This is a genomic window from Mariniflexile ostreae, assembly GCF_042427585.1.
In the GTDB taxonomy this organism is placed as follows: Bacteria; Bacteroidota; Bacteroidia; order Flavobacteriales; family Flavobacteriaceae; genus Pseudalgibacter; species Pseudalgibacter ostreae.
On record NZ_JBHMFC010000010.1, the window covers coordinates 64,182 to 90,390 of the forward strand.

A 26,209-nucleotide genomic window follows, 5' to 3' on the forward strand; every position below is an offset into this window, starting at 1 on the left:
GTAGAATCTTTTTATTCATGTCTTTTTTAATTTGATTAGTTTTGTAATTCACCACTATACTTATTGAAGTATCCTGTTGTCCAATACATCCTAATTATGAAATTTAAATTCCTTAATTTTTTCTTGATATTGTGTTTGTTATTAAATACACATATTTTAATAGCCCAGTATACACCATATTTTCAAAATTACTCACTTTCAGAATATCATGCAGGAAACCAAAATTGGGGTGTTTCGAAATCGGAAAACGGTAAATTATATGTTGCCAATAATAATGGTCTGTTGGAGTTCGATGGTTTGAATTGGGAATTAAAAGCACTTCCTAATAAAACGATAATCCGATCGGTTTTAGCTCATAATGATAAAATTTATACGGGTTCTTATGAAGAGTTTGGGTTTTGGGAAGACAATAAAAAAGGGGTTCTAGAATACACGTCTTTAAGTGATAAGCTTCAAGGAAATGATTTTTTAAATGAAGAATTTTGGGAAATTGTAGCTTATAAAGATATGGTGGTGTTTCGGTCTTTTTTAAATATTTACATTGTAAAAGGGGGCGACATCATAAAAATAAAACCAAAGTCGACCGTTATTTCGTGTGATATTGTTAACGGGCAGTTGTTCGTATCTACTTTAAGAAATGGGATATTCACTCTTGATAATACAAGATTAATTAATGTTATAGAGGATGAACTATTAAAAGAATCGAAAGTTGTTTCAATTTCTAAAATCAAGAAAGGTTTATTAATTACTACAGCGATTAAAGGTTGTTTTATTTATGATGGTACATCACTATTTCCTTGGAACTCGAATATAAACTCGCTAATAAAACAGCATCAGTTAAATTCTCATACCACATTAGAGGATGGCACTATGGTTTTTGGCACGATTCAAAACGGGGTGTATTATACAGATGCCGATGGTCGTATTAGATTTCATATCAATAAAGAAAATGGACTGGCAAATAACACAGTCTTAAGTCAGCACCTTGCATTAAATAATGAGTTGTGGCTGGGTTTAGACAACGGCTTAACGTCTATAGACTTAAATGGGGCCCACTCTTTTTATAATGATATTTCGGGAAGCTTGGGTGCCGTATACGATGTTATATCATTCCAAGGCACCATCTATATAGCAAGCAATACCGGTTTGTACTTTTTAGATCAAGAAAGTAGGTTGCACTTTATAAGTGGCTCACAAGGGCAGGTTTGGGATTTAAAGGAAATTAATGGGCAATTGTTTTGCGGACATAACAATGGTACTTATCTGGTTGAAAATAAAACCATGCAATTAATTTCAAATTTTACTGGTGGTTGGGTCCTTAAAAAAGTGCCAGAAAAAAACAAGATATACATGCAAGGAACTTATGCAGGTATAGTAAAGTTTGAAGAAAATGCCGGAAAATGGAATGTAACCCATATGCAAAAAACAACAGCGCCTATTCGCTATTTGGAATTTGAAGACCAGTATCATGCTTGGGCGGCCCATGCGTATAGAGGTGTATATAGGATGAAATTCAATAAGGACTATGATAGTATTATTGAAATGAAAAACTATAAACATAAAGGCTTAGAGTCTAACTTTAATGTGAGGGTCTATAAGATTAAAAACGATATATGTTTTAAAACAAACAATGGCTGGCATAAGTACGAGCCGCTTTTGGATAGTATTGTAGCGTATCCTTTTTTGAATAAAAAATTCGGGAAAGATGCCTATATTATTTCAGAAGCGGATATTAATGTATTAGGGGTTAAGGGGGATGAAACTATAAGTTTTAATACGTTTACATCTTCAAACCATGATTTTTTCTTGCCTATAAAGTATTTTAAAAACCGGTTAATAGTTGGGTACGAGAATATATCTAAAATATCCGATTCTGTTTTTGCGCTAAGCTTAAACGATGGTTTTGCTTTATTGAATAAAAGCGGTAAAGCTGTTAAGGACTCCTTGTTCCCTGTTTCTATTGAAAGTGTTGGAATTAACGGAGCACTAATAGACTTAGAGGGTGTTGATGCTATAGACTTGCCTTACAGTGATAACATTGCGATAACAATATCCAGTCCAAAATCTAAAGATGCTTTTTTTGAATATGCCATATTTCAGCAAACTCCTAAAGTTTGGAATAAAATGGAACGTGCAACTTTAAAGCTTTCAAATTTAAATAATGGCGATTATACCATTTCTTTTAGAGTAGCCAATGGTTTTGGAGATAGAAGTGTTGCTAAGGATATTAAAATAAAAGTACTTCCACCTTGGTATAAAGGCGTTAAGGGGCTGTTTTTATTTATTGCCGTACTGATATTGGTCTCTTTAGTTGCTTTTTATTTTCATAAACGAAAAATTGAAAAAGAGCAAAAAGCTTTGCAAGAGAAATTGGCAGCTAAGCAAGAGGCCCTACTTAAAGAGCATGCGGTAGAGAACGAAAAACGAATGGTACAGTTAAAAAATCAATCTTTAAAAAGCGAGGTAAAATTAAAAAGTAAGCAGTTGGCTAATACGGCTATGTCTTTAGTGAAAAAAAACGAGTCTGTACTTGAAATTAAAAATGAACTGGTTAAAAGTAAGGCAGAGTTTAAAAACACTTTTGTCTATAAGAAATTATTAAGAAAAATTGATAATTCCATAGGGCATGAAGATGAATGGCAGTTATTTGAGTATAATTTTAATCAAGTCCATGAAGAGTTTTTTAATCAATTAAAAAGTAAATTCCCCAAGCTTACTCATAAGGATCTTAAAATTTGTGCTTACATCAAAATGAATTTGCTAACAAAAGAAATTGCACCATTAATGAACGTGTCCATTCGTGGTCTTGAAACCCACAGATACCGACTAAAAAGTAAGTTGAATTTAGGGAATGACATTTCTGTAAGTGATTTTTTGAGAGATTTTAAATAAAAGACTGCTTTATTATGTGATTTTTTTACTTTTAAATTACGTCATTACTACGTCATATAGCGTTTTAGTTCTTAATGTACCGTTAAATTATGAAGGCATAGTATACGTCATATAAGGTTTTGACAAGCTTTTTTCTGCATGACGTAATTTTTGTGTAATCAATTTTTTTAAGAGCGCTTATATAGTTTATAACTTAGTGGAAACTAACTTTTAAATTAAACTATATGAAAACAAGAAATACTTTATTGTTTATTTTTCTATTTTCTATTTGTAGTTTTGCTCAAGATAAAACGATCTCGGGTGTTATTACAGGCTCAGAAGACGATATCCCTATTCCAGGTGTAAACGTTATAGTAAAAGGAACAAGCAGGGGGGTGAGCACAGACTTTGATGGAAATTATTCTATTAATGTAGCTAGTGGCCAAAGCTTAGAGTTTAGTTATTTAGGTTTTAAAACAAAATCTGTAAGCATTCAAAACCAAACAACTCTTAATGTCGCTTTAGAACCAGATGTTGCGGCACTAGAAGAAGTTGTGGTTATTGGATATGGGTCACAAAAGAAAGCCGATTTAACAGGAGCTATTACCACTATCAAGTCAGAAGATATTACAAGAACACCTTCAGGAGCTGCTATGCAGTCTTTACAAGGTAAAGTAGCTGGTTTGCAAGTGGTGAGCAGTGGTGCTCCAGGAGCAGCACCCACTATTCGGGTACGTGGTCTTGGGTCTTATACCGGCGATGGGGCGTCGGCGCCGCTTTATGTGGTAGATGGGACGTTTTACGATGATATCAATTTTTTGAATAATGAAGACATTGAAACCATTTCGATACTTAAGGATGCTTCAGCCTCTGCTATTTATGGAGTTCGGGCCGCAAATGGTGTGGTACTTATTCAAACTAAATCTGGAAAAAAGAACCAGAAACCACAAATAACGTATAGTGGTTATCAGGGCGTTCAAGTGGCTCAAAATATAGTTAAATTATCAAATGCAGAGCAATTTAGCACTTTGGCAAGAGAATCTGGTTCTGCTGCAGAAGCCAGTTTTATAGACAATGCTATGCAGCGCTATGGCAGGAGTAGAGTAAACCCTAATATACCTAATGTAAATACAGATTGGTATGATTTAATTTTACGCCATGCGCTTATACAGAATCACAGTTTAGGGATTACTGGTGGCGCAGAAAGTGTTACGTATTCCTTAGGTGTTAGTCAGTTTGAACAGGAGGGCATTCTAAAAATGAAAAACGAGTACGAACGTTTTAATATTCGTTCAAAAATAGATGTGGATTTAAGTGATCGATTGCAAGTAGGGGTCTCGGCGCTTTTAAGTAATGCTACAAGATATCGTGCGGAGGATGGTGCTTTTAATTCTGCTTATTTTGCGGTACCTATCATGCCTGTTCTCGACCTTTCTAAAACGGACGCATATCCAAGGCCCTATGCAAATGCTACCGATTTAGGCTATAGAGGGCCACAAAATCCATTCCCTTTAATGGAAAATACAGAAAACAGGGATAAAACACGAAATATCTTGATGAACTTTAATTTGCAGTATCAAGTTATTCCAGACAAATTAACCTTTAAAACCGTATACTCCCATAATTTTGAAACCCTTGAGGTAAGAGACGTAAGACTTCCTTATTTCTTCGGTGATGGAAATGCTTACAGGGAAAATGCAGAACTTGTTAAAAAGAATGAAACATTTTCAGAACAAACCTGGGATAATACAATAACTTATAATGATGATTTTGGAAAACATAATCTAACGGTTTTGGCAGGAACCTCTTTTAGAGATAGGTCCTTGGAACAGTTAGAGGCTAAGGGAGTGAATTTTCCAAATGGCCCAGGAATTGGAGACGAATCTTATTATTTAGATTTAGCAAAAGATATTGATGTAGATGGTGTTGGCGATAACGGTGTAAGACAATATTTTTTCTCTTATTTTGGACGGGTCGCCTATAATTTTGATGATAGATATTTATTGTACGGTACCTTTCGTGCAGACGGCACAAGTAAATACCAAGAAAAATGGGGTTACTTCCCTACTATTGGCGCCGGTTGGGTGGTGTCTAGTGAACCTTTTATGAAAGACAATGGTGTATTGGATTTCTTTAAAATAAGGGCAAGTTGGGGCGAATTGGGTAATGCTAATGTAAATGCTAGTACAGGGGGCATAACGTCTACCGAGGTTACTTCTGTTTTTGGCGATGTAAGATATCCAGGATTGGTTACCAATAGTGATTTTGAGGCTTTAAAATGGGAAGTAACAGCAGAAACAAATGTTGGTATTACCACAAGGTTGTTCAACAATCACTTATCTATAGAGTCCGATTATTTTGTTAGAGAAACACGGGATGCTATTATTCCCGTCTCTAGGCTTTTAGTTCCCGGAGAAACAAGACAGAACCTAGGAGTTATAAAAAACTCAGGATTTGAGATTGTAGTAGATTGGAATAAACGCGTCTCAGAAGATTTTAGCTATAGAATAGGGGCTAACTTTTCAACTTTAAAAAATGAGATATTGGATTTGGCCGGACAAGAAAATTTAACATCTGGTGGGGATACCGCGCAACGTTCTGTTGTAGGGGGTGCAATAAACTCTTTTTTCGGTCTTGAAGTTGCTGGCGTGTACCAAACACCCGAAGAGATTCAAGCAGACCCTGCGGCACAGGCTGCCATATCTAACGGATTAACGGTGTTGCCAGGAGATTTTAAATTTGTAGATCATAATGGCGATACCCAAATAGATGCGCAGGATAGAGTAGATTTAGGTTCTTACTTGCCTTCTTACAACTTTGGTTTTAATCTAGGGCTTAATTATAAAGCTTTCGATTTTTCTTTAAGCGTTATTGGCCAAGGTGGCAATGTAATCGCAAACCAAAAACGTTTTGCTATCCGACAAACTTCAGACCCCAATATAGATAGGGATTTTGCTATTAATCGTTGGCATGGGCCAGGTACTTCAAACGATTATCCTTCTGCAAGAGGTATAAGAAACCCTTGGAGCAATCAATTTTTAAACAGTTTTTTTGTTGAAAAAGGAGACTATGTGCGTTTGCAGAATGTAACCTTAGGGTATACATTACCAGAGTTAAAAGGAAAGTTTAATCCAGATATTCGATTTTATGTTACTGCAGAGCGCCCTTTAACGTTCTTTGATTATAATGGTTTTACTCCAGAGGTTTCAGATGGTAGGGATACCCAAACGTACCCTATCCCAGGAGTATATACATTAGGGGTAAATATTAAAATTTAAAAAAAATAGCGATGATACATATAAAAACAAACAAATTGCTTGGGCTTTTAGCTGTGTTGGCTATAACGCTCTCCGGATGCTCAAACGAATTGGAGCAACCCGAACTTAATAATAATTTTGCTGGAGGGACAGATTTTTCAAAAACTGAAAACATGATCTTTTCTCTCATTGGTGTCTATCAATCTGTTAGTGATAGGGGTTGGGAACAACCGCTGGTGGTTTCTACAAGAGGAGATGATGTGAATGCTGCAGGCGATCAACAAGGGCTTAAAAACCTAGATCGTTATGTTTACGACAATTCTTTTTTTGGCTCACGAACATTATGGGAAACGTATTATGGCGATATTATCAAAGCCCATACAGGAATGGAGCAAATAGAAAGGTATATAGAGTTCGCAGATGTAGAGGATGTCGCTTTAGGGAAGCAGTATATTGCAGAAGCCAAAGTATTGCGGGCTATATTGCTTTTTCAACTGTCACAGGTTTATGGTGCGGTGTTTATTCCAGAATCTTCTAATCTTAATGATTTTGCCAATGTAACTTCAGTGCCTTCAAAAGAGGAGGTAATGCAGCATCTTTCAAATCAGATGGGTGAAGCTATTCCATTTTTACTAGATATGCGTCCTAATGAACGTACCGATTTACCAGGTGGTGTTACTAAATATACAGCCTTACACATTAAGGCTCTAGCAAACCAAGAGCTAAAAGATTATCAAGCGGTAGCAGATGCGGCAGGACAAATTATAAGTTCAGGGAGATTTAGCTTAATGGCAGATTATTACGAATTGTTTAAAACTCCAGGGAAATTGAGCAATGAAAGCTTATACGAATTTCAATATTCCGATTTTGGTGCAGGAACAGGAGAACGGGTAGGACATCTTTATGCGCCTTATGGCCCAAACGGTTGGACGTCTGCCGTTGCGGGAGCGAGTCCAGGATGGGGCTTCTTTGAGCCAAGCATGAAGTATGTTAAGTTTATGTTGGATCGCGGGGAAAATGAACGCTTAGAAACCACGGTGTTATTTACAAAAAAAGGAATAGATAGTATTATTGCAACTACTAGCTATACTGCTAGTACACTTCCTTCTTTTGTGTCTGCAACTACGAGGGATGGAGATGTGTTAAAAGATAATGCGAGAGCTGTTTTTACTAGTGGTAAACATTATTTGCCAAGTAATCAATTAATTCCTGGTCGTACGGAGTATGGGAGCAACAAAAACTATATCGTATATCGGTATGCCGAAACACTTTTAATGTATGCCGAAGCTTTGGTTCAAGGTGCTTCAAGTAGTGTAATGACTAAAGATGAAGCGGTAAACATCGTAAGGGGTAGAGCAGGGCTTACACCAATAAGTGGTGTAACTTTAGATCAAGTTGTAGATGAAAAATACGCCGAGCTGGCCATGGAGTGGGGTAAGCGGTTTTTTGATATGGTAAGGTTGGAAAGATATGGTGAATTGAGTTTTGAAGGGAGAACCTTTACTAAAGACAAAAGCTTTGTAACCTATCACCAAGATCAAATTGATGAATTTCCGATTTTAGGCGAGATCGCTAACCAAAATTAACGAACAACACTGAAAAAAATGAAAACATATCAAAATAAATATATTGTATTATTGTCGTTGTTGCTGGTCTTCTCATGTAATGAAGGCATAGACTCTATAACGGCTGTCGACGCTGGCGCAGATACAGGAGCTCCTGTAGTAACCATTAAAGCGCCTTTAGAAGGTGCTAAATTTAAGGTGAATGATCCAGTTATTGACGTAGACTTAGAGTTTGAAGTCACTGATGATATTGAAGTCGGTTCTATTTCGGTGTTCTTAGACGGAACACAAATAGCCATGATGAGCGATTTTATAGATTATCGCCGTGTATTAAAAACCCTTAGCGCAAATAATATCACTACCGGCATTCATGAATTAAAAGTTACGGCAACAGATCTTGATGGAAAATCGACTACTTCAACGGTTAGTTTTGAGAAAGAGCCGCCTTATGTTCCTTTGTTTGCAAATGAAATGTTGTATATGGCATTTGATGGGGATTATACCGAATTAATAAGTGTTACTAAAGCAACAAAAGTGGGTGCGCCCAGTTTTGCAGGGGAGGCCGTGGTAGGGTCTAATGCGTATGCTGGTGCAACAGATTCTTACGTAACCTTGCCCACTAGTGCTTTACAGTTAGGGGCGGAACTATCAGCTTCCTTTTGGTTTAAAGTAAACAAGACGCCCGATCGTGCTGGGATTTTAGTTATTTCACCACAAGATGATACTAATCCGGAGGCACAAAATAATAGAACTCGTGGTATTCGGTTCTTTAGAGAAAATGCAGATGGGAAACAGCGTTTCAAATTAAATATAGGTGACGGCATTGCAGATACCTGGGTAGACGGTGGGGCTGCTGCCGATGTTATACCTGGCTCTGGTTGGGTACACTTAGCTTTTACAATTTCTGCAACATCTGCGAAAGTTTATATTGGAGGAGAAATGGTTAAAGAAAGTGCTATTACAGGGGTAGATTGGACGGGGTGTAATCTGTTATCGATCATGTCTGGTGCGCCTCGCTTTACAGAATGGGGCCATAAAGCAGATTTGAGTTTTATGGACGACTTACGATTGTTCAATAAAACATTAACCCAGGCCGAAATACAAAATGTTATTGAGGTTACCAATCCTTATATTCCAGCAGATAGGGAAACACTGTACATGGCGTTTGATGGAAATTATACTAATAAGGTAAATGGAGCAGAAGCTACAGTTATGGGAACGCCTACTTTTGATGATGCAGGTAAAAAAGGAAATGCTTATTTAGGCGCTACAGATTCTTATTTAACAGTTCCATCAACTGGTTTACAAGGAGAATCATTTAGTGCTACCATGTGGTATAAAGTAAACCCCACACCAGATAGAGCTGGCATTTTAGTAATGGGGCCTGAAGATACCGTTAATCCAGCCGCACAAAATAACAGGAAAAGTGGTTTTCGTTTTTTTAGGGAAAATGCAGGGGGTAAACAACGTTTTAAATTGAATGTGGGTAATGGTACTGAAGATGTTTGGGTAGATGGAGGCATAGCTGCCGATGTGGATCCCGATGCTGGAGCATGGGTGCATTTGGCCTTTACTATATCCCCAACAAAAGCTCTCGTGTATATTAATGGAGTTGCTGTTGGAGAAAGCAGCATTACTGGGGTAGATTGGACAGGGTGTGATTTGTTATCTATCATGTCTGGTGCACCGCGTTTTACAGAATGGGGTCATAAATTTGATGCTAGCTTCTTGGACGAGCTTCATGTATACAAGAAAGCGCTTTCTCCTGCAGAAGTTATGGAGAGTATGGGTAATTAAAAGCATAAAACCTTGATTGCACACGTGTTTTTGAGGTCTCTCGAATGTTTCTTTAAGTTTTTTTAATAGATGTTATTTTCAGCTGTGCCTTTTGTTTAAAAACAAAATTTCTAGGTACAGCTGAATAATAACAAACACTCTTTTTATAAAATTTTCATACTAATGAGGTTATTATATATATACGTTTTAGCAATTCTTGTTTTTAGTTGTAACTCTAAAACAAAACAGGCTAAATATGTGGAGAACGAAAACAAATATGTTGGACTATCAGATGATGTGCTTTTAGATTCCATACAAAAACAAACTTTTAATTATTTTTGGGATGGGGCAGAGCCTAACTCTGGCTTAGCTAGAGAGCGTTTGCACATGGATGATGACTACCCTACATCTCCTAAAAACACCATCACTACTGGAGGCAGCGGTTTTGGGTTTATGGCCATATTGGTAGGTGTGAAACGTCAGTTTATAACCCGTGAACAGGCTTTGGAGCGTTTTCATAAAATGGTCGATTTTTTAGAAACCGCCGACAGGTTTCATGGTGTATGGCCACATTGGTTGAATGGAGAAACAGGAAAAATGATCCCATTCAGCAAAAAAGATAATGGAGGTGATTTGGTCGAAACGGCTTTCTTAATAGAGGGCATGCTTACCGTAGCGGCGTATTTTAAAAACGGAAATGAAAGCGAACAGGCTTTGGTTACGAAAATAGATAAACTATGGAGAACGGTAGAGTGGAACTGGTACACTAAAAATGGTGAAGAGGTGCTATACTGGCATTGGTCTCCTGAATATGGTTGGGATATGGACTTTCCCATTGAAGGTTATAATGAGTGTTTGATTATGTATGTTTTGGCAGCGGCATCACCAACGTATCCTATAAAACCATCGGTATATCATAATGGATGGGCTCGAAATGGAGGCATTGTTTCAAATGAAAAATACTATGGGGAGGATGTTGTTTTAGATTATTATGCAGGAAGTGAGACTCTTACAGGGCCAATGTTTTGGGGGCATTACTCTTATGTGGGCTTAGATCCAAGAGGCCTTTCAGATTCCTATGCCGATTACTGGAAGCTTGTTCAGAATCAAGCAAAAATCCATCATAAGTATGCGGTAGACAATCCTGAGAATTTTAAAGGGTATGGCGATAGCTTATGGGGGTTAACCTCAAGTTATTCCGTTAAAGGCTACAAATCCCACCGCCCTGGTAATGATGTAGGGGTTATTGCGCCTACAGCAGCCTTGTCGTCGTTTCCATACACACCAAAGGAAAGCATGAAAATGCTTAAAAAACTCTACAGGGACCATGATTCTTTAATAGGGAAATATGGCCCTTATGATGCTTTTAGCTTAGAAGATAATTGGTATGTTCCTCGCTATTTAGCCATCGATCAAGGTCCTATTCCTGTTATGATTGAAAATTACCGTTCAGGGATGCTTTGGGAGTTGTTTATGAAAAATGAAGATGTTCAAAAAGGGCTTGATAAACTTGGGTTCACATATAATAAACCGCAGTAAGATTATGAGTAGATATATCACTTTGTTAATAGGCATACTGGTTTTTTCTTGTGATAAAGATCAAGGGCCGGGCTATCAAGAGCCTTACGTGCCAGGGGAGGAAGATGAACCAGATTTAGTAGAACCGCTTTCTGATACCGAAATGATGGACTTGGTTCAAAAAGAAACCTTTAAATATTTTTGGGACTTTGCGAATGCAGATTCTGGTGCCGCTAAAGAGCGTTATCACCCAAAAGATCCTACGCTTAATCAAGATGTGGTTACTTCGGGGGGAACTGGTTTTGGTTTAATGAGTATTATTGTAGGCATAGAGCGTGGTTTTATTACGCGAGTTCAAGGAGTCGAGCGCTTAGATAAAATACTTGCTTTTTTAGAAAATGCCGATAGATTTCATGGTGCTTGGTCGCATTGGATTGATGGTAACGATGGTCGTGCTATCCCTTTTAGCGAACTGGATGATGGTGGCGATTTGGTAGAAACTGCCTTGTTGTCGCAAGGCCTAATCTGTGTAAAAGAGTATTTTAAAAATGGATCGGATGTTGAAAAAGCATTAGCAATAAAAGCAGATGTGCTTTGGAAAGGAGTGGAATGGAACTGGTATACGCAAAACGAAGATGTGCTGTATTGGCATTGGAGCCCGAGTGTTGGATTTGAAATAGGTTTAAAACTTACAGGGTATAATGAAGTGCAAATAGCATATGTTTTAGCGGCTGCTTCTCCAAATTACAGTATTTCTAAAACGGTTTATGAAAAAGGATGGGCAAACTCAGGGGGTATAGTGTCTCCAGCTTCTCAATACGGGATTCCATTGGTATTAAATCATGCGGGAAGCTCTAATTTAGGTGGCCCCCTATTTTTTAGCCAGTATTCATTTTTGGGATTAAACCCGAAAAACCTTAGTGATCAATATGCTAATTATTGGAATGTGGTGGTAAATCATACTAAAATCAACCGTCAGTATTGTATGGCCAATCCTAATAATTATTTAGATTATGGTGCAGATTGTTGGGGATTAACGGCCAGTTATTCCAGAAACACTGATGGCTCCTTAGGGTATTCTGCCCACAGCCCTTCCAATGATTTAGGTGTTGTTTCTCCTACCGCAGCCATTAGCTCCATAGCCTATACGCCTGCAGAATCTTTAAAAGTTATGCATTATTTATATCAACACAAAGACAGGTTGTTAGGTCCTGCTGGCTTTTATGATGCTTTTAGTCCGCACTACAATTATTGGGTTGCAGATGCTTATTTGGCTATTGATCAAGGGCCTCAAATCATTATGATAGAAAACCATAGATCGGGATTGTTATGGAATTTATTTATGCAGAATACCGATGTGAAAAAAGGATTGGAGCAATTGGGTTTCAATTATTGAGCAGTAATTTAAAACGAATGTAAATTTATTATAAACAGGTTAAATTTTAATAAAAAATGATAAAATTAAGATATATACAGGTGTTTGTAATGTTGTTGATAGGAGTTGGAGGCATACTACATGCTCAAGACACGCTTTATGAAGCTAAACGCTTTATTAAGGCTCAAGACACACTGCAGTACCGTATTATGTATCCAGAAATGTTCGATAGCACCAAGTCATATCCTTTAGTGCTATTTCTGCATGGTGCGGGTGAACGTGGTAATGATAATATATCCCAATTGGCACATGGTAGTCGGTTATTTGCTTCAGAAGAGCATCGTAAAGAGTTTCCAGCTATTGTTATTTTTCCGCAGTGTCCAAAATCGTCTTATTGGGCAAATGTTGAAGTGGATAGATCTACAAATCCGATAGGTCTAGAATTTCCAATAAACACAGAGCCTACAACTGCCCTGAACATGGTTATGCAATTAGTGGACTCTATGGCATTAGAGCCCTTTGTAAAAAAAGAACACATGTATGTTGGGGGCTTATCTATGGGCGGTATGGGGACTTTTGAAATCTTATATCGAAAACCAGACAGGTTTGCAGCAGCTTTTGCAATATGTGGCGCCGGAAATCCAGAGGGTACACAACGATTTGCAGAAACCACACCGCTTTGGATATTTCATGGCGCTAAAGACGATGTTGTAAATCCGCAAGCTTCGGTAGCCATGGTAAGTGGTATTTTAAAGTATGGTGGCAAACCAAATTTCACATTATATGCTAAAGACAATCATAATAGTTGGGATACTGCATTTGCAGAACCCGAACTGTTATCTTGGTTATTTTCTAATTCTAAATCCTAAAACATGAACAGGAACACTATAATTACCTCGTTAATGCTTACGCTTTTTTTTACATTGAGCCATTCTCAAAACACAAGTAAAAATCAATTTGAAAAACAAGTTGATTCCATTTTAAAACTTATGACTATTGATGAAAAGCTAGGACAATTAAACCTGCCCTCTTCTGGTGATATTACTACAGGTGCTTCCCAAAGCTCTAATGTCGCTAAGAATATTGAAGACGGAAAGGTGGGAGGCCTTTTCAATATAAAAGGAGTTGAAAAAATCAAGGCCGTCCAAAAAATTGCGATGGAGAAGAGCCGCTTGAAAATTCCACTGCTTTTTGCAATGGATGTTATTCACGGTTATGAAACCACGTTTCCAATTCCTTTGGGGCTATCTGCCTCTTGGGATATGGATATGATAGAAAAAACCGCAAGAATGGCCGCTCAAGAAGCTACCGCCGATGGTATTAATTGGACGTTTTCGCCCATGACAGATATTTCAAGAGATCCGCGTTGGGGTCGGGTTTCCGAAGGCTCTGGTGAAGATCCTTATTTGGGTAGTAAAATAGCAGAAGCTATGGTTAAAGGGTATCAAGGTCAGGATCTTACAAAAAACAATACGATGCTGGCCTGTGTAAAACACTTTGCACTTTACGGTGCCTCGGAAGCAGGAAGAGATTACAATACTGTAGATATGAGTAAAATACGAATGTATAACGAGTATTTTCAACCTTATAAAGCTGCAATTGATGCTGGTGTGGCCACGGTTATGGCTTCTTTTAATGAAGTGGATGGTATTCCTGCCACAGGAAATAAATGGTTGTTAACCGATTTATTAAGAGACGATTGGGGGTTTAATGGTTTTGTGGTTACCGATTATACAGGAATTAATGAAATGATTGCACATGGTATGGGAAATCTGTCGCAAGTGTCTGCATTGGCATTAAAAGCAGGATCCGATATGGATATGGTGGGTGAAGGGTTTTTAACCACGCTTAAAGCATCCTTAAGCACAGGCAAGGTTACTCTAGCAGATATTGATAAAGCAGTGAAACGTATTTTGACTGCGAAATATGAAATCGGCCTTTTTGATGATCCCTATAAATACTGTAATCTTGAAAGGCCTGCAAAAGAAATTTTTACTCAAGAAAATAGAGCTTTTGCCAGGAAAGTTGGAGCGGAGTCTATGGTGTTATTAAAAAATGAGAACCAAATATTACCTTTAAAAAGATCGGGAACAATTGCATTAATAGGCCCTTTAGCCAATAATGCGGTTAATATGGCAGGAACATGGAGTGTTGCTACCAAACAAACAAAGTCCAATCCGTTGTTGGAAGGTTTAAAAACCGTAGCAGGAAAACATGTCAAGGTGCTGTATGCTAAAGGGAGTAATGTGGATTATGATTTGGAGTATGAAGAACGGGTAACCATGTTTGGGAAAACCATTGATCGCGATAAAAGAACAGATAAAGAGCTGTTGGATGAGGCCTTAAAAATAGCTTCTAAATCTGATGTTATTGTGCTCGCTATAGGGGAGACTGCCGAAATGAGTGGTGAAAGCAGTAGTGTTACCAATTTACAGATACCACAGGTTCAAAAAGATTTATTAAACGCCTTGCTTAAAACAGGGAAACCTGTAGTGCTTACCTTGTTTACAGGACGACCATTGGCTATTACCGAAGAGAATGAAAATGTACCAGCCATTTTAAACGTTTGGTTTCCTGGTAGTGAGGCAGGATTAGCTATTGCAGATGTCTTATTTGGCGATGTAAACCCATCAGGTAAAATTACCGCCACTTTTCCTATGAATGTGGGGCAGGTGCCAATCTTTTACAATCATAAAAACACAGGAAGACCTTTAGGAAATACCGAGGGTAAGTTCGAGAAATTCAAGAGTAATTATTTGGATGTTCGTAACGAGCCTTTATACCCCTTTGGCTATGGATTAAGTTATACAAGGTTTACGTATACCAATTTAAAATTAAGCAGTACCCAAATCACCCCAAAAACAAGTGTTGAGGTTTCTGTAGATGTTACCAACTCTGGCGATTACGATGGGAAAGAAGTGGTGCAGTTATATATACGGGATCTCGTGGGGTCGGTTACGCGTCCCGTTAAAGAATTAAAAGGGTTTCAGAAAATAGAAATTAAAAAAGGAGAAACTAAAACGGTAAGGTTTACAATTTCAGAAGAAGATTTGAAATTCTATAACTCTAACTTAGATTTTGTTGCAGAACCTGGGGATTTTGAGGTTTTTGTGGGCACAGATTCCGCAACCCAAATGAAAACCAGCTTTCAGTTGGTGCAAGATTAAAATACAAAAAGAAGGCTGTCAGCATTCAGTACCTAAAGTGTTGCTTAATGCTGATAGCTTTCAATTTAAAAAATAATAATTAGCAAATCAGAATATTAAGAATCCATGAGAACGACTATCCTTGTTTTACTGATTGCATGTGTTTTTCAATCTTGTAAAAATGATAAAAAAGATGCTATAGCCGCATCTTCAGAGCAACGTCCCAATATTGTTTTTATCATGGCAGACGATCATGCAACTCAAGCTATTAGTGCATATGGACACCCTATAAGTCAATTGGCACCAACGCCAAATATTGATAGAATTGCTAAAGAAGGGGCTATATTCAAAAACAATTTTTGTACAAACGCTATATGTGGCCCTAGTCGAGCGGTTATTTTAACAGGTAAGCATAGTCATATAAACGGATTTAGAATGAATGGCGACCGCTTTGATGGTAGCCAACAAACTTATCCAAAGCTGTTGCAAAAGGCAGGTTATAAAACCGCTCTGGTTGGTAAATGGCATTTACATGGCGAGCCAGAAGGATTTGATTATTGGAATATTCTTCAAGATCAAGGCAACTACTATAACCCTAATTTTATTGCTATAAACCCAGAAACAAAAAAAGTGGACACCACTATGATTCAAGGTTATGCGACAGATATCGTTACCCGTGATGCACTACGGTATTTAGAGAAAATTAAAGATGATAAGCAACCCTTTATGCTCATGGTACAACATAAGGCTCCGCACAGAAATTGGATGCCCGCTTTACGCCATCTTAATAAATACGATAGTGTTCAATTTCCAGTGCCGGATACTTATTTTTCAAATCATGAAGGTTCTACGGCTTCAAAAGAGCAATATCAGACTATCTATAGGGATATGTATGAAGGTCATGATTTAAAAATGACTAAAGAAAAAGGAAGTCCCGTGTTGGCCCATAACCCATGGGTCACCGATTTTAATAGGATGACACCAGAACAACGCACAGAATGGGACAAAGCCTACCAACCCAAAAATGATGCGTTTCACGATGCCAATTTAAAAGGAGAGGCTTTAGCGTTATGGAAATTACAGCGCTATTTACAAGATTATATGGCTACCATTGCTGCAGTAGATGAGGGTGTTGGTGATATTTTAGATTATTTAGAAACCCATAATTTAGCTAAAAACACTATTGTGGTCTATACCACAGATCAAGGATTTTATTTGGGAGAAAAGGGGTGGTTTGATAAACGGTTTATGTATGAAGAATCTTTAGCAATGCCTATGGTTATGAAATATCCTGCAGTGATAGAGCCAGGAACAGAGATTACCGCATTAACGCAGAATTTAGATCTTGCCGAAACCTTTCTAGATTTTGCCCAAGTCGCTATTCCTGAAAACATGCAAGGAAAATCCTTAAAACCCTTATTGGTTCAATCGGTAAAAGATGATGATTTTAGAAATGCTATTTATTATCATTATTACGATTTTCCAGCCTTTCATATGGTTAAAAAGATGTATGGAGTGCGAACAAAGCGTTATAAATTAATTCATGTATACGATGATGTAGATGAATGGGAATTATACGATTTAGAAAGGGATCCATTCGAAACGAATAATGTTGTTCATGATGCTATTTATAATGAAATAGCGTACTTGTTAAGAAGGCGATTGGGCGAATTGCAGCAGGAATATGGTGTGACCGATAAAGAGTTTGATCATGCCAGCCCCGAATCGATTGAGCGTGCTTATAATGGTTTTGAACGTTTAAGAGGGCAACCCGTAACCGCTTACGAACATTAATAATTTTAAGATTTGATAGAATCTATGCTGTTTTTGGTGACTTCTCATAGTTATCGGTACGGTTTGTTTAAAATAGAACGGTCAAGTCTTTAGTCTAATAAAAAATTAAAATGAATTTTATGAAATCAATAAAACACATTAGTTTAATAGCCGTTATATTAGGTGCAGTCTGTTTTCAATCTTGTAAGGAGTCAGAACCGCATTCAGAACCTATTAAAGAAAACAAAATAACAGAATTAGAAAAAAAGGATTTTAAAACCTATTGTAATCCTTTGGACATAGACTATTCTTATATGTCGCACTACAGAGCAATCAACAATGTGTCGTACCGCTCTGGAGCCGATCCAGCAATAGTAAATTTTAAAGGTCGGTTTTATATGTTCGTAACCCGTTCTCATGGGTATTGGGCCTCAGACGACATGAGCCATTGGGAGTTTATAAAACCCCAAAGCTGGTACTTTAACGGTTGTAATGCTCCTGCAGCAGCCGTAAGAGATGGAAAAATTATTTTAATGGGTGATCCATCAGGCCGCGGGGCTGTAATCGAGACCGATAACCCAGAGCTTGGAGATTGGAAGACTAATTATGCCGTTATTAATGTAGAGGGCGGTGTACAGGATCCAGACTTGTTTGTGGATGATGATGGCAAAGTATACCTCTATGAAGAATCGTCAAACAAATGGCCCATTCGAGGTATTGAACTCGATGCTGAAAATTATTATATCCCAGTAGGAGAACAAGTAGACTTGTTTAACCTCGAGCCAGAAAAGCATGGATGGGAACGTTTTGGACAAGATCATAATTCAGATTTAAAGCCTTTTATAGAAGGCCCTTGGATGATGAAGCATAACGATACTTATTATTTGGAATACGGTGCGCCAGGCACCCAATGGAATGTGTATGCCGATGGTGTTTATACCAGCAAAAATCCTTTAGGCCCTTTTGAGTATGCCCCCTACAATCCCATTTCATATAAGCCTGGAGGTTTTCTAAAAGGTTCCGGTCATGGCAGTTCGGTGAAAGATAATAATGGTAATTATTGGCATTATTCTACGATGGCCATTTCGGTAAATTATAAATTTGAACGTCGCTTAGGGATGTATCCTGCTGGCTTTGAGGATAACGGACAAATGTACGTGAACACGGCTTATGGCGATTATCCACATTATTTGCCAGATACAAAAGTGGCGCATCATAAAGAGCGCTTTACAGGCTGGATGTTGTTGTCTTATAACAAACCCGTAAAAACCAATTCGGGTTTAGTAACTAAAGACATTAATGTGGTTGATGAAAGTGAAGGAGGGTATATGCAAGAGCAAATCAAAGATTTCAACATAAATAAGATCAATGATGAAGAAATCCGATCGTATTGGGTTTCCGAAGCAAATAATGATTCTATTTATGTGGAAATAGATTTATTGAAGCCTATGAATGTGAAAGCCATTCAAATTAATTTTCAAGACTTTAATGCTAAGGTTTTTGGAAGGCCTAGTGGTATTAAACAGCAATTTGTAGTTCAAGGCTCTTTAGATGGTGAAAATTGGCAAACGGTTGCCGATTACTCAAAGAATGAAAGAGATATGCCTCATGCATATCTGGAACTTAAAAATGCTTTTGATGCACGATTTATAAGATATAATCATGTGTACGGTTATAATGATTATCTGGCAATTTCAGAATTCAGGGTTTTTGGAAATGGTAAAGAAGCAAAACCTCAAACGCCTTTAAATTTTAAAGTGGAAAGACAACGTGATAGAAGGAATAGTAATTTAACATGGGATAAGGTCGAAGATGCCACGGGATATGTTATTTATTGGGGTATTTCAAAAGATAAGCTCAACCTTTCTGCGCTTATTTACGATGTCCCTAACTATGAGTTACGGGCTTTAAATACAGATACAGGATATTTTTATCAGGTAGAAGCCTTTAATGAAAATGGTATTTCAGTTAAAAGCCCCATTTTATATACAAATTAAAAATATAAATCATATTAAAGTTTCTACGGGCCATAATGCTTAGGGTATCTCGGTTTTGGATATAGTAAATAATTATTTGCTGATAATAACTTTTGATAAACTCATCATTAAGTTTTTATTTATAAAGACTACTTTTGTATTCTTTAAATGATAACGATTATGTCTGAAACAATAGAAAGATTAAAATGTCTGATAATAGGGTCTGGACCGGCTGGTTATACAGCGGCAATTTATGCTGCAAGAGCAAACATGAAACCAGTGCTGTATCAAGGGGTACAGCCAGGGGGCCAATTGACCACTACAAATGAGGTGGAGAATTTCCCAGGGTACCCAGATGGTATTACAGGACCAGAAATGATGATAGATTTACAAAAGCAAGCAGAACGTTTTGAAACCGATGTGCGTGATGGTTGGGTAACTAAAGTTGATTTTTCTGGTAGTGTTCATAAAGTATGGGTTAATGATACCAAAGAAATCCATTGTGATACTGTAATTATTTCTACCGGTGCTTCAGCTAAATACTTAGGGTTAGATTCTGAACAAAAATATTTAAAACTTGGTGGCGGAGTATCGGCGTGTGCTGTTTGTGATGGATTTTTCTATAGAAATCAAGAGGTTGTGATTGTTGGTGCAGGAGATTCTGCCTGTGAAGAAGCGCATTACTTATCTAAATTATGTAAAAAAGTAACTATGTTGGTAAGACGTGATGAGTTTAGAGCGTCTAAAATTATGGCAGCTAGAGTACAAAATACAGAAAACATTGATATATTGTTCAACACAGAAACCGATGAGGTTTTGGGCGATGGACAGGTGGTAACCAGTGTACGGGTATTTAATAATAAAACCCAAGAAAAATATGAGATTCCCGCAACAGGATTTTTTGTAGCCATAGGTCATAAACCCAACACAGATATCTTTAAAGATATTTTAAATTTAGATGAAACAGGTTATATCATCAATGTACCAGGAACATCAAAAACAAATATTGAAGGCGTTTTTGTTTCAGGAGATGCTGCAGATCATGTGTACAGACAAGCAGTTACAGCGGCAGGAACAGGATGCATGGCAGCACTGGATGCCGAACGTTATTTAGCGGCTAAAGACTCTTCTTTTGAAGTGTCTACTTCAACATACAATTAATTTTATAAGCAAGTGGCTTAATTGTTTTAAACAAATACACTCCTTAAAAACATACTATTTTTTAGTATAAACCAAGCTTTTTAAGCTAAGGCGTAGGTTTTTAAATGGATATGGTCTGGTTTATATAAAAAAAATCTTAAAACAAGACCTTTATTGCACTTATTAGAGGGATGTATTGGTTTTTTTTTTTGATTTAAAGCATGAAAATAAACATGTGTTTTAATAGAAAATTATTTTTAAACCTGTGCGATTTAATCTCAACTTTTTTTATTTAGACTGTTTTAATTTGTAAATTCGCATGGCTAAAGCCATGCGAATTTATGGTTTTAAAAATCGAGGTTTGTTCATTAATGTCCATGGATTTATAGAAACGCTTAGGTGTTGGTTTAATGTGTTGGTAATAAAAGTAAAGAGAAACACTTTAGCGCGTTCAAAAAAGCATCGAGGATACAAAGGGTCGCTATGAATAAATTTTAATTTTTTTTATAAACAGAAAAAGCAAAAACGAGTTTCGATAATAATTAATTAAACATAAATCAATATGAAAGTTACAGTAGTAGGAGCAGGTGCAGTAGGTGCAAGTTGTGCAGAGTACATCGCCATTAAAAATTTCGCTTCAGAGGTTGTATTGTTAGATATCAAAGAAGGATATGCCGAAGGAAAAGCCATGGATTTAATGCAAACCGCATCATTAAATGGTTTCGATACTAAAATTACAGGGATTACAAACGATTATAGTCAAACTGCAGAGAGTGATATTTGTGTTATTACTTCAGGAATTCCACGTAAACCAGGCATGACTAGGGAAGAGTTGATAGGTATCAATGCAGGTATTGTGAAAACAGTATCTTCTAATCTTATTGAGCACTCTCCAAATACGATTATTATTGTTGTGAGCAATCCAATGGATACGATGGCGTATTTAGTGCATAAATCAACAAGCATACCTAAAAACCGTATTATTGGTATGGGAGGAGCTTTAGATTCTGCACGTTTCAAATACAGATTGGCCGAAGCTTTAGAGGGGCCTATTAGCGATGTAGACGGTATGGTAATTGGTGGACATAGTGATACCGGTATGATTCCTTTAACACGTTTGGCAACTAGAGCAGGTGTGCCTGTTTCTGAGTTTTTATCGAACGAGCGACTAAGTCAAGTGTTAGAAGATACCAAAGTTGGAGGTGCAACACTTACCAAATTATTGGGTACTTCTGCTTGGTATGCTCCAGGAGCTGCAGTTAGCGCATTAGTACAAGCCATCGCGTGCGATCAAAAGAAAGTATTCCCATGTTCTGTGTTACTAGAAGGTGAATATGGTTTAAATGATATTAGTATAGGCGTACCAGTAATTATTGGTAAAAATGGTGTGGAAAGCATTATTGATATACCACTAAACGATGCTGAAAAAGCAAGTATGCAAGAAAGTGCAGAAGGTGTTAAAAAAGTAAACGCTTTATTGGAACTTTAATATAAAAACTAATGCTTCAGGTTTTGTTTACAAGAGGTTTCTCCAGCAAAGCAAAACGCTAAAGGAATAACATACATAAAAGTGCTTCATGTGCTTAAAATTTGATGAAGACTGAAAACAATGTGTCAAAAACATAATTTCAGATCCCTTTGGATTTTAAGGGTTTGAAGCACTTTTTTATTATAGAATTTTAAACTTAAATAAAATTGCCAATTCCTAACTGAAATCATATATTTGGCGTATGAAAGATTCTTAAAGGGTCATTTTTTTATTTATTAAGAATCTCGATATGGATGTTACGTGTGTCCATGGAAAAAACAATACGCATTACACATGAATTTAAAATGGTACATTAGTGCTTTAATGATGCTCCTTACCTTAACAGGTATGGTTTTTGAGCCGCAAGTTTCTGTACCAAATCAGGAAATCATTCTGCATTTTACAGATGCTAAGATTACTCCAGAGCAATCCCAGAATACGTTAGAGCTTGTTAAAAAGCAACTCCAGGATTTAGGCGCAGAAAATATACAAGTAAAAGAGAGTCCCAACGGAAGCTTGAATATAGTTTATTATAGCGCTGCCGATGTGAGTATTATTAAAAACTCACTTTCTAAAGAAAAAACCTTAGCACTTGATTATGAAGCGGCGCCCAATAGAAAGACGCAACAACATGATTTTCCTTTAGATAAAAACCCAATTACATATAAGTTGGATGTTCATGAAATCCATAAAGGACATGATGCAGAATGGGACCTAAAAGGCACTTTAGTTACCGAACTAAAATCTAAAAGCAATAGCATTTTTTATCCAAAACTATCTTCCTATAGTATTCGCACTCTTAGTGATACAATAAAGTACAGTGTAAAAAAAACATATAAGGTTTACTGTGCTACTGTAATAACGGTTCTGGATCTCCCACATAGCATTCCCGAAGTAAGGGCAGGCCCCATTTGCTAAAATCATTTCTAGAATTAAACGCAAAGATCGTTTATGGCATCCTCAGTTGCCAAAATCATAATTAACATAAAAAATTGTCAAATTATTCGGTAAATTCTATATTTGCCGTCCCGAAAATACGGGGTAAAATTTGATTTAAAAATAAAAACAATGCAAAACAAAGGACTAGTTAAGTTATTTGCGCTTCTGTTTGGTTTGGTAAGTATTTATCAATTATCATTTACATTTAAAGCTAACCAAATAGAAAATGAAGCTAAAGAAATAGCAATCAGTAAATTTTCTGAATCTGAAGAAGATTATCGGGGCAAAAGAAGTGATGAAGAAACCCGCTACTTAGAAGCAAAAGGCACAGATACCGTTTATAATATCGGTATAGCCAAATTTACTTATAATGACGTTAAAGAAAAAGCCATGAATCTTGGCTTGGACTTAAAAGGAGGGATTAACGTTATTTTACAGATATCTGTAAAAGATATTCTTAAAGGATTGGCAAACCATACAAACAATCCCGTTTTTAACAAGGCACTGGAAGATGCTTCAGAGCTTCAGAAACAAAGTCAGAACACTTATTTAGAAGACTTCTTTCTTGCTTTTGATAAAATTAAAGGAGACACTAGATTAGCGTCGCCAGATATTTTTTATACCAAAGAATTAGACGGTGAAATTGATGGCACCATGTCTGATGATGCTGTAAAGTCTGTTATCTCTACTAAAATAGACGAGTCCATCGTTTCCGCTTTCGAAGTATTGCGCAAGCGTATTGATGGTTTAGGAGTTACCTCTCCAAATATTCAGCGTCTAGGGTCTTCAGGCCGTATTTTAATTGAATTGCCTGGAGTTAAAGATGTAAGAAAAGCTGAAAAGTATTTCACAACAACTGCCCAATTACAATTTTGGGAAGCATATAAAGGCGAAGAGTTTTTTCCTTTTTTAGTTGAAGCAAATGAAACTTTAAAAGATATTGTAGATGTAAAAGCTACAGATGAAGCTGTTGAAAACCAAGATTCAGAAGATGATAAAATCGATAGTCTTTTAGGAAACGCAGCAACAGACTCAACAGCAACAAATGCTGTAAATCCTATTTTTGATTTAATTCGAGGACAAGGCTATCAAGGCGGACCCGTAATAGCAAGATTTGATTTAAAAGATAAAGAGACTGTTCTTAATTACTTAAAAATGCCTCAGGTACGGGCTTTATTGCCTGTTGAAAGGCGTTATGTGAAATTTGCTTTCGGCAAGCCTGAAAGAAATAGCGAAATAGTTGATTTATATGCTTTAATAGGAAATAGAGAAGATTTCCCTGAGCTAAGCGGTGCTGTAATTACAGATGCTAGACAATCTTTTGGTCCTACAAATAAGCCAACTGTGTCTATGCAGATGAACGCAAAAGGAGCCAAAATATGGGAAGAGATGACGGGTAAGGCCTATGCACAAGGAAGCCAAATTGCTATTGTTTTGGATAATGTTGTATATTCTGCACCAGGTGTCACTTCTGGACCGATATCGGGTGGGAATTCTGAAATTTCAGGAGACTTTTCATTAAACGAAGCTACAGATTTGGCAAACGTTTTAAGAGCAGGGAAATTACCGGCATCTGCCGATATTATTTCTAGTGAAGTTGTAGGGCCATCTCTGGGGCAAGAAGCTATTGATAGCGGTACAAACTCGTTTATGATTGCTTTAGCACTGGTGTTAGTGTGGATGATGTTTTACTATGGCAAAGCAGGTGGATTCTCTGATATTGCCATGTCATTAAATATTTTATTGATTTTTGGTATTCTATCCGGCTTAGGCGCGGTATTAACTTTGCCGGGAATTGCCGGTATTGTTTTAACTATTGGTATGTCTGTGGATGCCAACGTGCTTATTTTTGAACGAATCCGAGAGGAAATAGCAAAAGGTAAAAGTCAAAAAGAATCTATTCAAGATGGGTTTAGTAACGCCTTGTCTTCTATTTTAGATGCTAACATTACCACAGGGTTAACAGCCTTAATCTTATTTGTTTTTGGAACAGGGCCTATTAAAGGATTTGCAACAACCTTATTGATTGGTATTTTTACATCCTTATTTACAGCCATTTTTATTACGAGATTATTAATTGATTGGTATATAAATAGAGGTGGTAAATTAGATTTCTCTACTGCACTTACTAAAAACCTTTTTAGAAACATCAATATCGAGTTTCTTAAAAAACGTAAAGTAGCTTACAGCATTTCTGCCGTTTTTATTATAGTGAGTTTAGGGTCTTTGTTTACCAATAGTTTAGATCAGGGTATCGATTTTGTTGGTGGTAGAACCTATCAAGTGCGCTTTGCACAAGACATGAACCCTTCAGAAATTACGGCTACTTTAAGTGATGTGTTTGGAAGTGCAGATGCCAAGACTTTTGGTGACGCCAACCAACTAAAAATTACAACAAAATATAAAGTCGAAGAAACAGGTACAGAAGTCGATGACGAAATACGATTAAAACTGTACAATGCACTTCAGCCCTACATGGAAGGTTTAACATACGAGCAGTTTATGGATCTTAATGATTCTGAAAAACAAGTCGGACTTCTAGAATCTTATAAAGTTAGTCCAACAATTGCAGACGATATTAAACAAGCGTCATTCTGGGCTGTTTTAGGCTCATTAATTGTCGTGTTCCTTTATCTATTGTTCCGATTTAAAAAATGGCAATTTTCACTTGGTGCTGTTGCGGCAGTTTTCCATGACGTATTGATTGTATTGGGAATTTTCTCTTTAACCTATCCTTTTATGCCTTTTAGCATGGAAATAGACCAAGCGTTTATAGCGGCCATTCTAACGGTAATAGGATACTCCTTAAATGATACTGTGGTTGTGTTTGATAGGGTTCGGGAGTACCTTAACGAGCATACCAGCTGGAAATTTGATAAAGTGGTAGATGTTTCGCTTAGTAGTACTTTAAGTAGAACCTTAAATACCTCTTTAACCACATTAGTGGTATTGTTATCCATTTTTATTTTTGGTGGAAACTCCATTAGAGGCTTCATGTTTGCATTAATTGTTGGGGTGGTAGTAGGAACTTATTCATCGCTATTTATTGCAACACCGATTATGTACGACACTGTAAACAGATTGGAAGGTAAGAAAAAGAAAGAAGAGGAATAGTATTCTGGTTTCTTTATAAAAAAAAGCCCATCAACTTAATGTTTGATGGGCTTTTTTGTTACCAAAGAAGTCTTTATACACTTGAAAACTGTTGTTTATTACTAGGGAATGGATGAGGTTATGCAAGTAAAGACAAGAAGTAAAAGTAAAGGATTGAAAATGCATTAAGCTGATGAGTAGGACTTACAAAAACAGCTTGTACATTTTTGTATCATTACTATTTTTGTAATA

The 26,209-nt window shown here is 36.9% G+C and carries 14 protein-coding genes; all 14 read left to right on the forward strand.

The window, feature by feature from the left end; all coding sequences use genetic code 11:
- The first annotated feature begins 96 nt into the window (after nt 1-96).
- The 14 genes from ACFFU9_RS03670 (at nt 97) to secDF (ending at nt 25,978) form a co-directional block, all read left to right on the forward strand.
- A complete protein-coding gene (locus ACFFU9_RS03670; protein WP_379860019.1) occupies nt 97-2,892 on the forward strand; it encodes a transcriptional regulator in 2,796 nt (931 codons plus the stop codon).
- Between the two features lie 224 nt (nt 2,893-3,116).
- The gene (locus ACFFU9_RS03675) at nt 3,117-6,149 is read left to right on the forward strand and encodes a SusC/RagA family TonB-linked outer membrane protein (protein WP_379860020.1); all 3,033 of its coding nucleotides are present in this window, start codon (nt 3,117-3,119) and stop codon (nt 6,147-6,149) included.
- Between the two features lie 11 nt (nt 6,150-6,160).
- Complete coding sequence (locus ACFFU9_RS03680; RefSeq protein WP_379860021.1) at nt 6,161-7,714, forward strand: RagB/SusD family nutrient uptake outer membrane protein; 1,554 nt, start codon at nt 6,161-6,163, stop codon at nt 7,712-7,714.
- A gap of 18 nt (nt 7,715-7,732) precedes the next feature.
- Entirely contained in the window at nt 7,733-9,490 is a 1,758-nt protein-coding gene (locus tag ACFFU9_RS03685) for a LamG domain-containing protein (RefSeq protein WP_379860022.1), read from the forward strand.
- Between the two features lie 162 nt (nt 9,491-9,652).
- A complete protein-coding gene (locus tag ACFFU9_RS03690; RefSeq protein ID WP_379860023.1) occupies nt 9,653-11,008 on the forward strand; it encodes a glucoamylase family protein in 1,356 nt (451 codons plus the stop codon).
- 4 nt (nt 11,009-11,012) lie between these two features.
- Nucleotides 11,013-12,383: a glucoamylase family protein gene (locus tag ACFFU9_RS03695; protein ID WP_379860024.1), complete on the forward strand. Its 1,371-nt coding sequence runs from the start codon at nt 11,013-11,015 to the stop codon at nt 12,381-12,383.
- Between the two features lie 56 nt (nt 12,384-12,439).
- Complete coding sequence (locus ACFFU9_RS03700) at nt 12,440-13,231, forward strand: carboxylesterase family protein (RefSeq protein WP_379860025.1); 792 nt, start codon at nt 12,440-12,442, stop codon at nt 13,229-13,231.
- A 3-nt stretch (nt 13,232-13,234) separates the two neighbouring features.
- Nucleotides 13,235-15,529: a beta-glucosidase BglX gene (bglX, locus tag ACFFU9_RS03705; protein WP_379860026.1), complete on the forward strand. Its 2,295-nt coding sequence runs from the start codon at nt 13,235-13,237 to the stop codon at nt 15,527-15,529.
- A gap of 105 nt (nt 15,530-15,634) precedes the next feature.
- Entirely contained in the window at nt 15,635-17,302 is a 1,668-nt protein-coding gene (locus ACFFU9_RS03710; RefSeq protein WP_379860027.1) for a sulfatase family protein, read from the forward strand.
- A gap of 119 nt (nt 17,303-17,421) precedes the next feature.
- Nucleotides 17,422-19,278 carry a family 43 glycosylhydrolase gene (locus tag ACFFU9_RS03715; RefSeq protein ID WP_379860028.1) on the forward strand — a complete coding sequence of 619 codons (1,857 nt, stop codon included), beginning with the start codon at nt 17,422-17,424 and terminating at the stop codon, nt 19,276-19,278.
- A gap of 159 nt (nt 19,279-19,437) precedes the next feature.
- Nucleotides 19,438-20,418: a thioredoxin-disulfide reductase gene (gene trxB, locus ACFFU9_RS03720; protein ID WP_379860029.1), complete on the forward strand. Its 981-nt coding sequence runs from the start codon at nt 19,438-19,440 to the stop codon at nt 20,416-20,418.
- A gap of 541 nt (nt 20,419-20,959) precedes the next feature.
- On the forward strand, nt 20,960-21,886 hold the full coding sequence (gene mdh, locus ACFFU9_RS03725; protein WP_379860030.1) for a malate dehydrogenase: 927 nt from the start codon (nt 20,960-20,962) through the stop codon (nt 21,884-21,886).
- A 333-nt stretch (nt 21,887-22,219) separates the two neighbouring features.
- A complete protein-coding gene (locus ACFFU9_RS03730; RefSeq protein WP_379860031.1) occupies nt 22,220-22,843 on the forward strand; it encodes a hypothetical protein in 624 nt (207 codons plus the stop codon).
- 150 nt (nt 22,844-22,993) lie between these two features.
- The gene (gene secDF, locus ACFFU9_RS03735; protein WP_379860032.1) at nt 22,994-25,978 is read left to right on the forward strand and encodes a protein translocase subunit SecDF; all 2,985 of its coding nucleotides are present in this window, start codon (nt 22,994-22,996) and stop codon (nt 25,976-25,978) included.
- Nucleotides 25,979-26,209 lie beyond the last annotated feature (231 nt).

What these genes read in the sequence shown, in the direction of transcription:
- ACFFU9_RS03670 (WP_379860019.1), top strand. Translation starts at nt 97, where the DNA reads ATGAAATTTAAATTCCTTAATTTTTTCTTGATATTGTGTTTGTTATTA.
- ACFFU9_RS03675 (WP_379860020.1), top strand. Translation starts at nt 3,117, where the DNA reads ATGAAAACAAGAAATACTTTATTGTTTATTTTTCTATTTTCTATTTGT.
- ACFFU9_RS03680 (WP_379860021.1), top strand. Translation starts at nt 6,161, where the DNA reads ATGATACATATAAAAACAAACAAATTGCTTGGGCTTTTAGCTGTGTTG.
- ACFFU9_RS03685 (WP_379860022.1), top strand. Translation starts at nt 7,733, where the DNA reads ATGAAAACATATCAAAATAAATATATTGTATTATTGTCGTTGTTGCTG.
- ACFFU9_RS03690 (WP_379860023.1), top strand. Translation starts at nt 9,653, where the DNA reads ATGAGGTTATTATATATATACGTTTTAGCAATTCTTGTTTTTAGTTGT.
- ACFFU9_RS03695 (WP_379860024.1), top strand. Translation starts at nt 11,013, where the DNA reads ATGAGTAGATATATCACTTTGTTAATAGGCATACTGGTTTTTTCTTGT.
- ACFFU9_RS03700 (WP_379860025.1), top strand. Translation starts at nt 12,440, where the DNA reads ATGATAAAATTAAGATATATACAGGTGTTTGTAATGTTGTTGATAGGA.
- bglX (WP_379860026.1), top strand. Translation starts at nt 13,235, where the DNA reads ATGAACAGGAACACTATAATTACCTCGTTAATGCTTACGCTTTTTTTT.
- ACFFU9_RS03710 (WP_379860027.1), top strand. Translation starts at nt 15,635, where the DNA reads ATGAGAACGACTATCCTTGTTTTACTGATTGCATGTGTTTTTCAATCT.
- ACFFU9_RS03715 (WP_379860028.1), top strand. Translation starts at nt 17,422, where the DNA reads ATGAAATCAATAAAACACATTAGTTTAATAGCCGTTATATTAGGTGCA.
- trxB (WP_379860029.1), top strand. Translation starts at nt 19,438, where the DNA reads ATGTCTGAAACAATAGAAAGATTAAAATGTCTGATAATAGGGTCTGGA.
- mdh (WP_379860030.1), top strand. Translation starts at nt 20,960, where the DNA reads ATGAAAGTTACAGTAGTAGGAGCAGGTGCAGTAGGTGCAAGTTGTGCA.
- ACFFU9_RS03730 (WP_379860031.1), top strand. Translation starts at nt 22,220, where the DNA reads ATGAATTTAAAATGGTACATTAGTGCTTTAATGATGCTCCTTACCTTA.
- secDF (WP_379860032.1), top strand. Translation starts at nt 22,994, where the DNA reads ATGCAAAACAAAGGACTAGTTAAGTTATTTGCGCTTCTGTTTGGTTTG.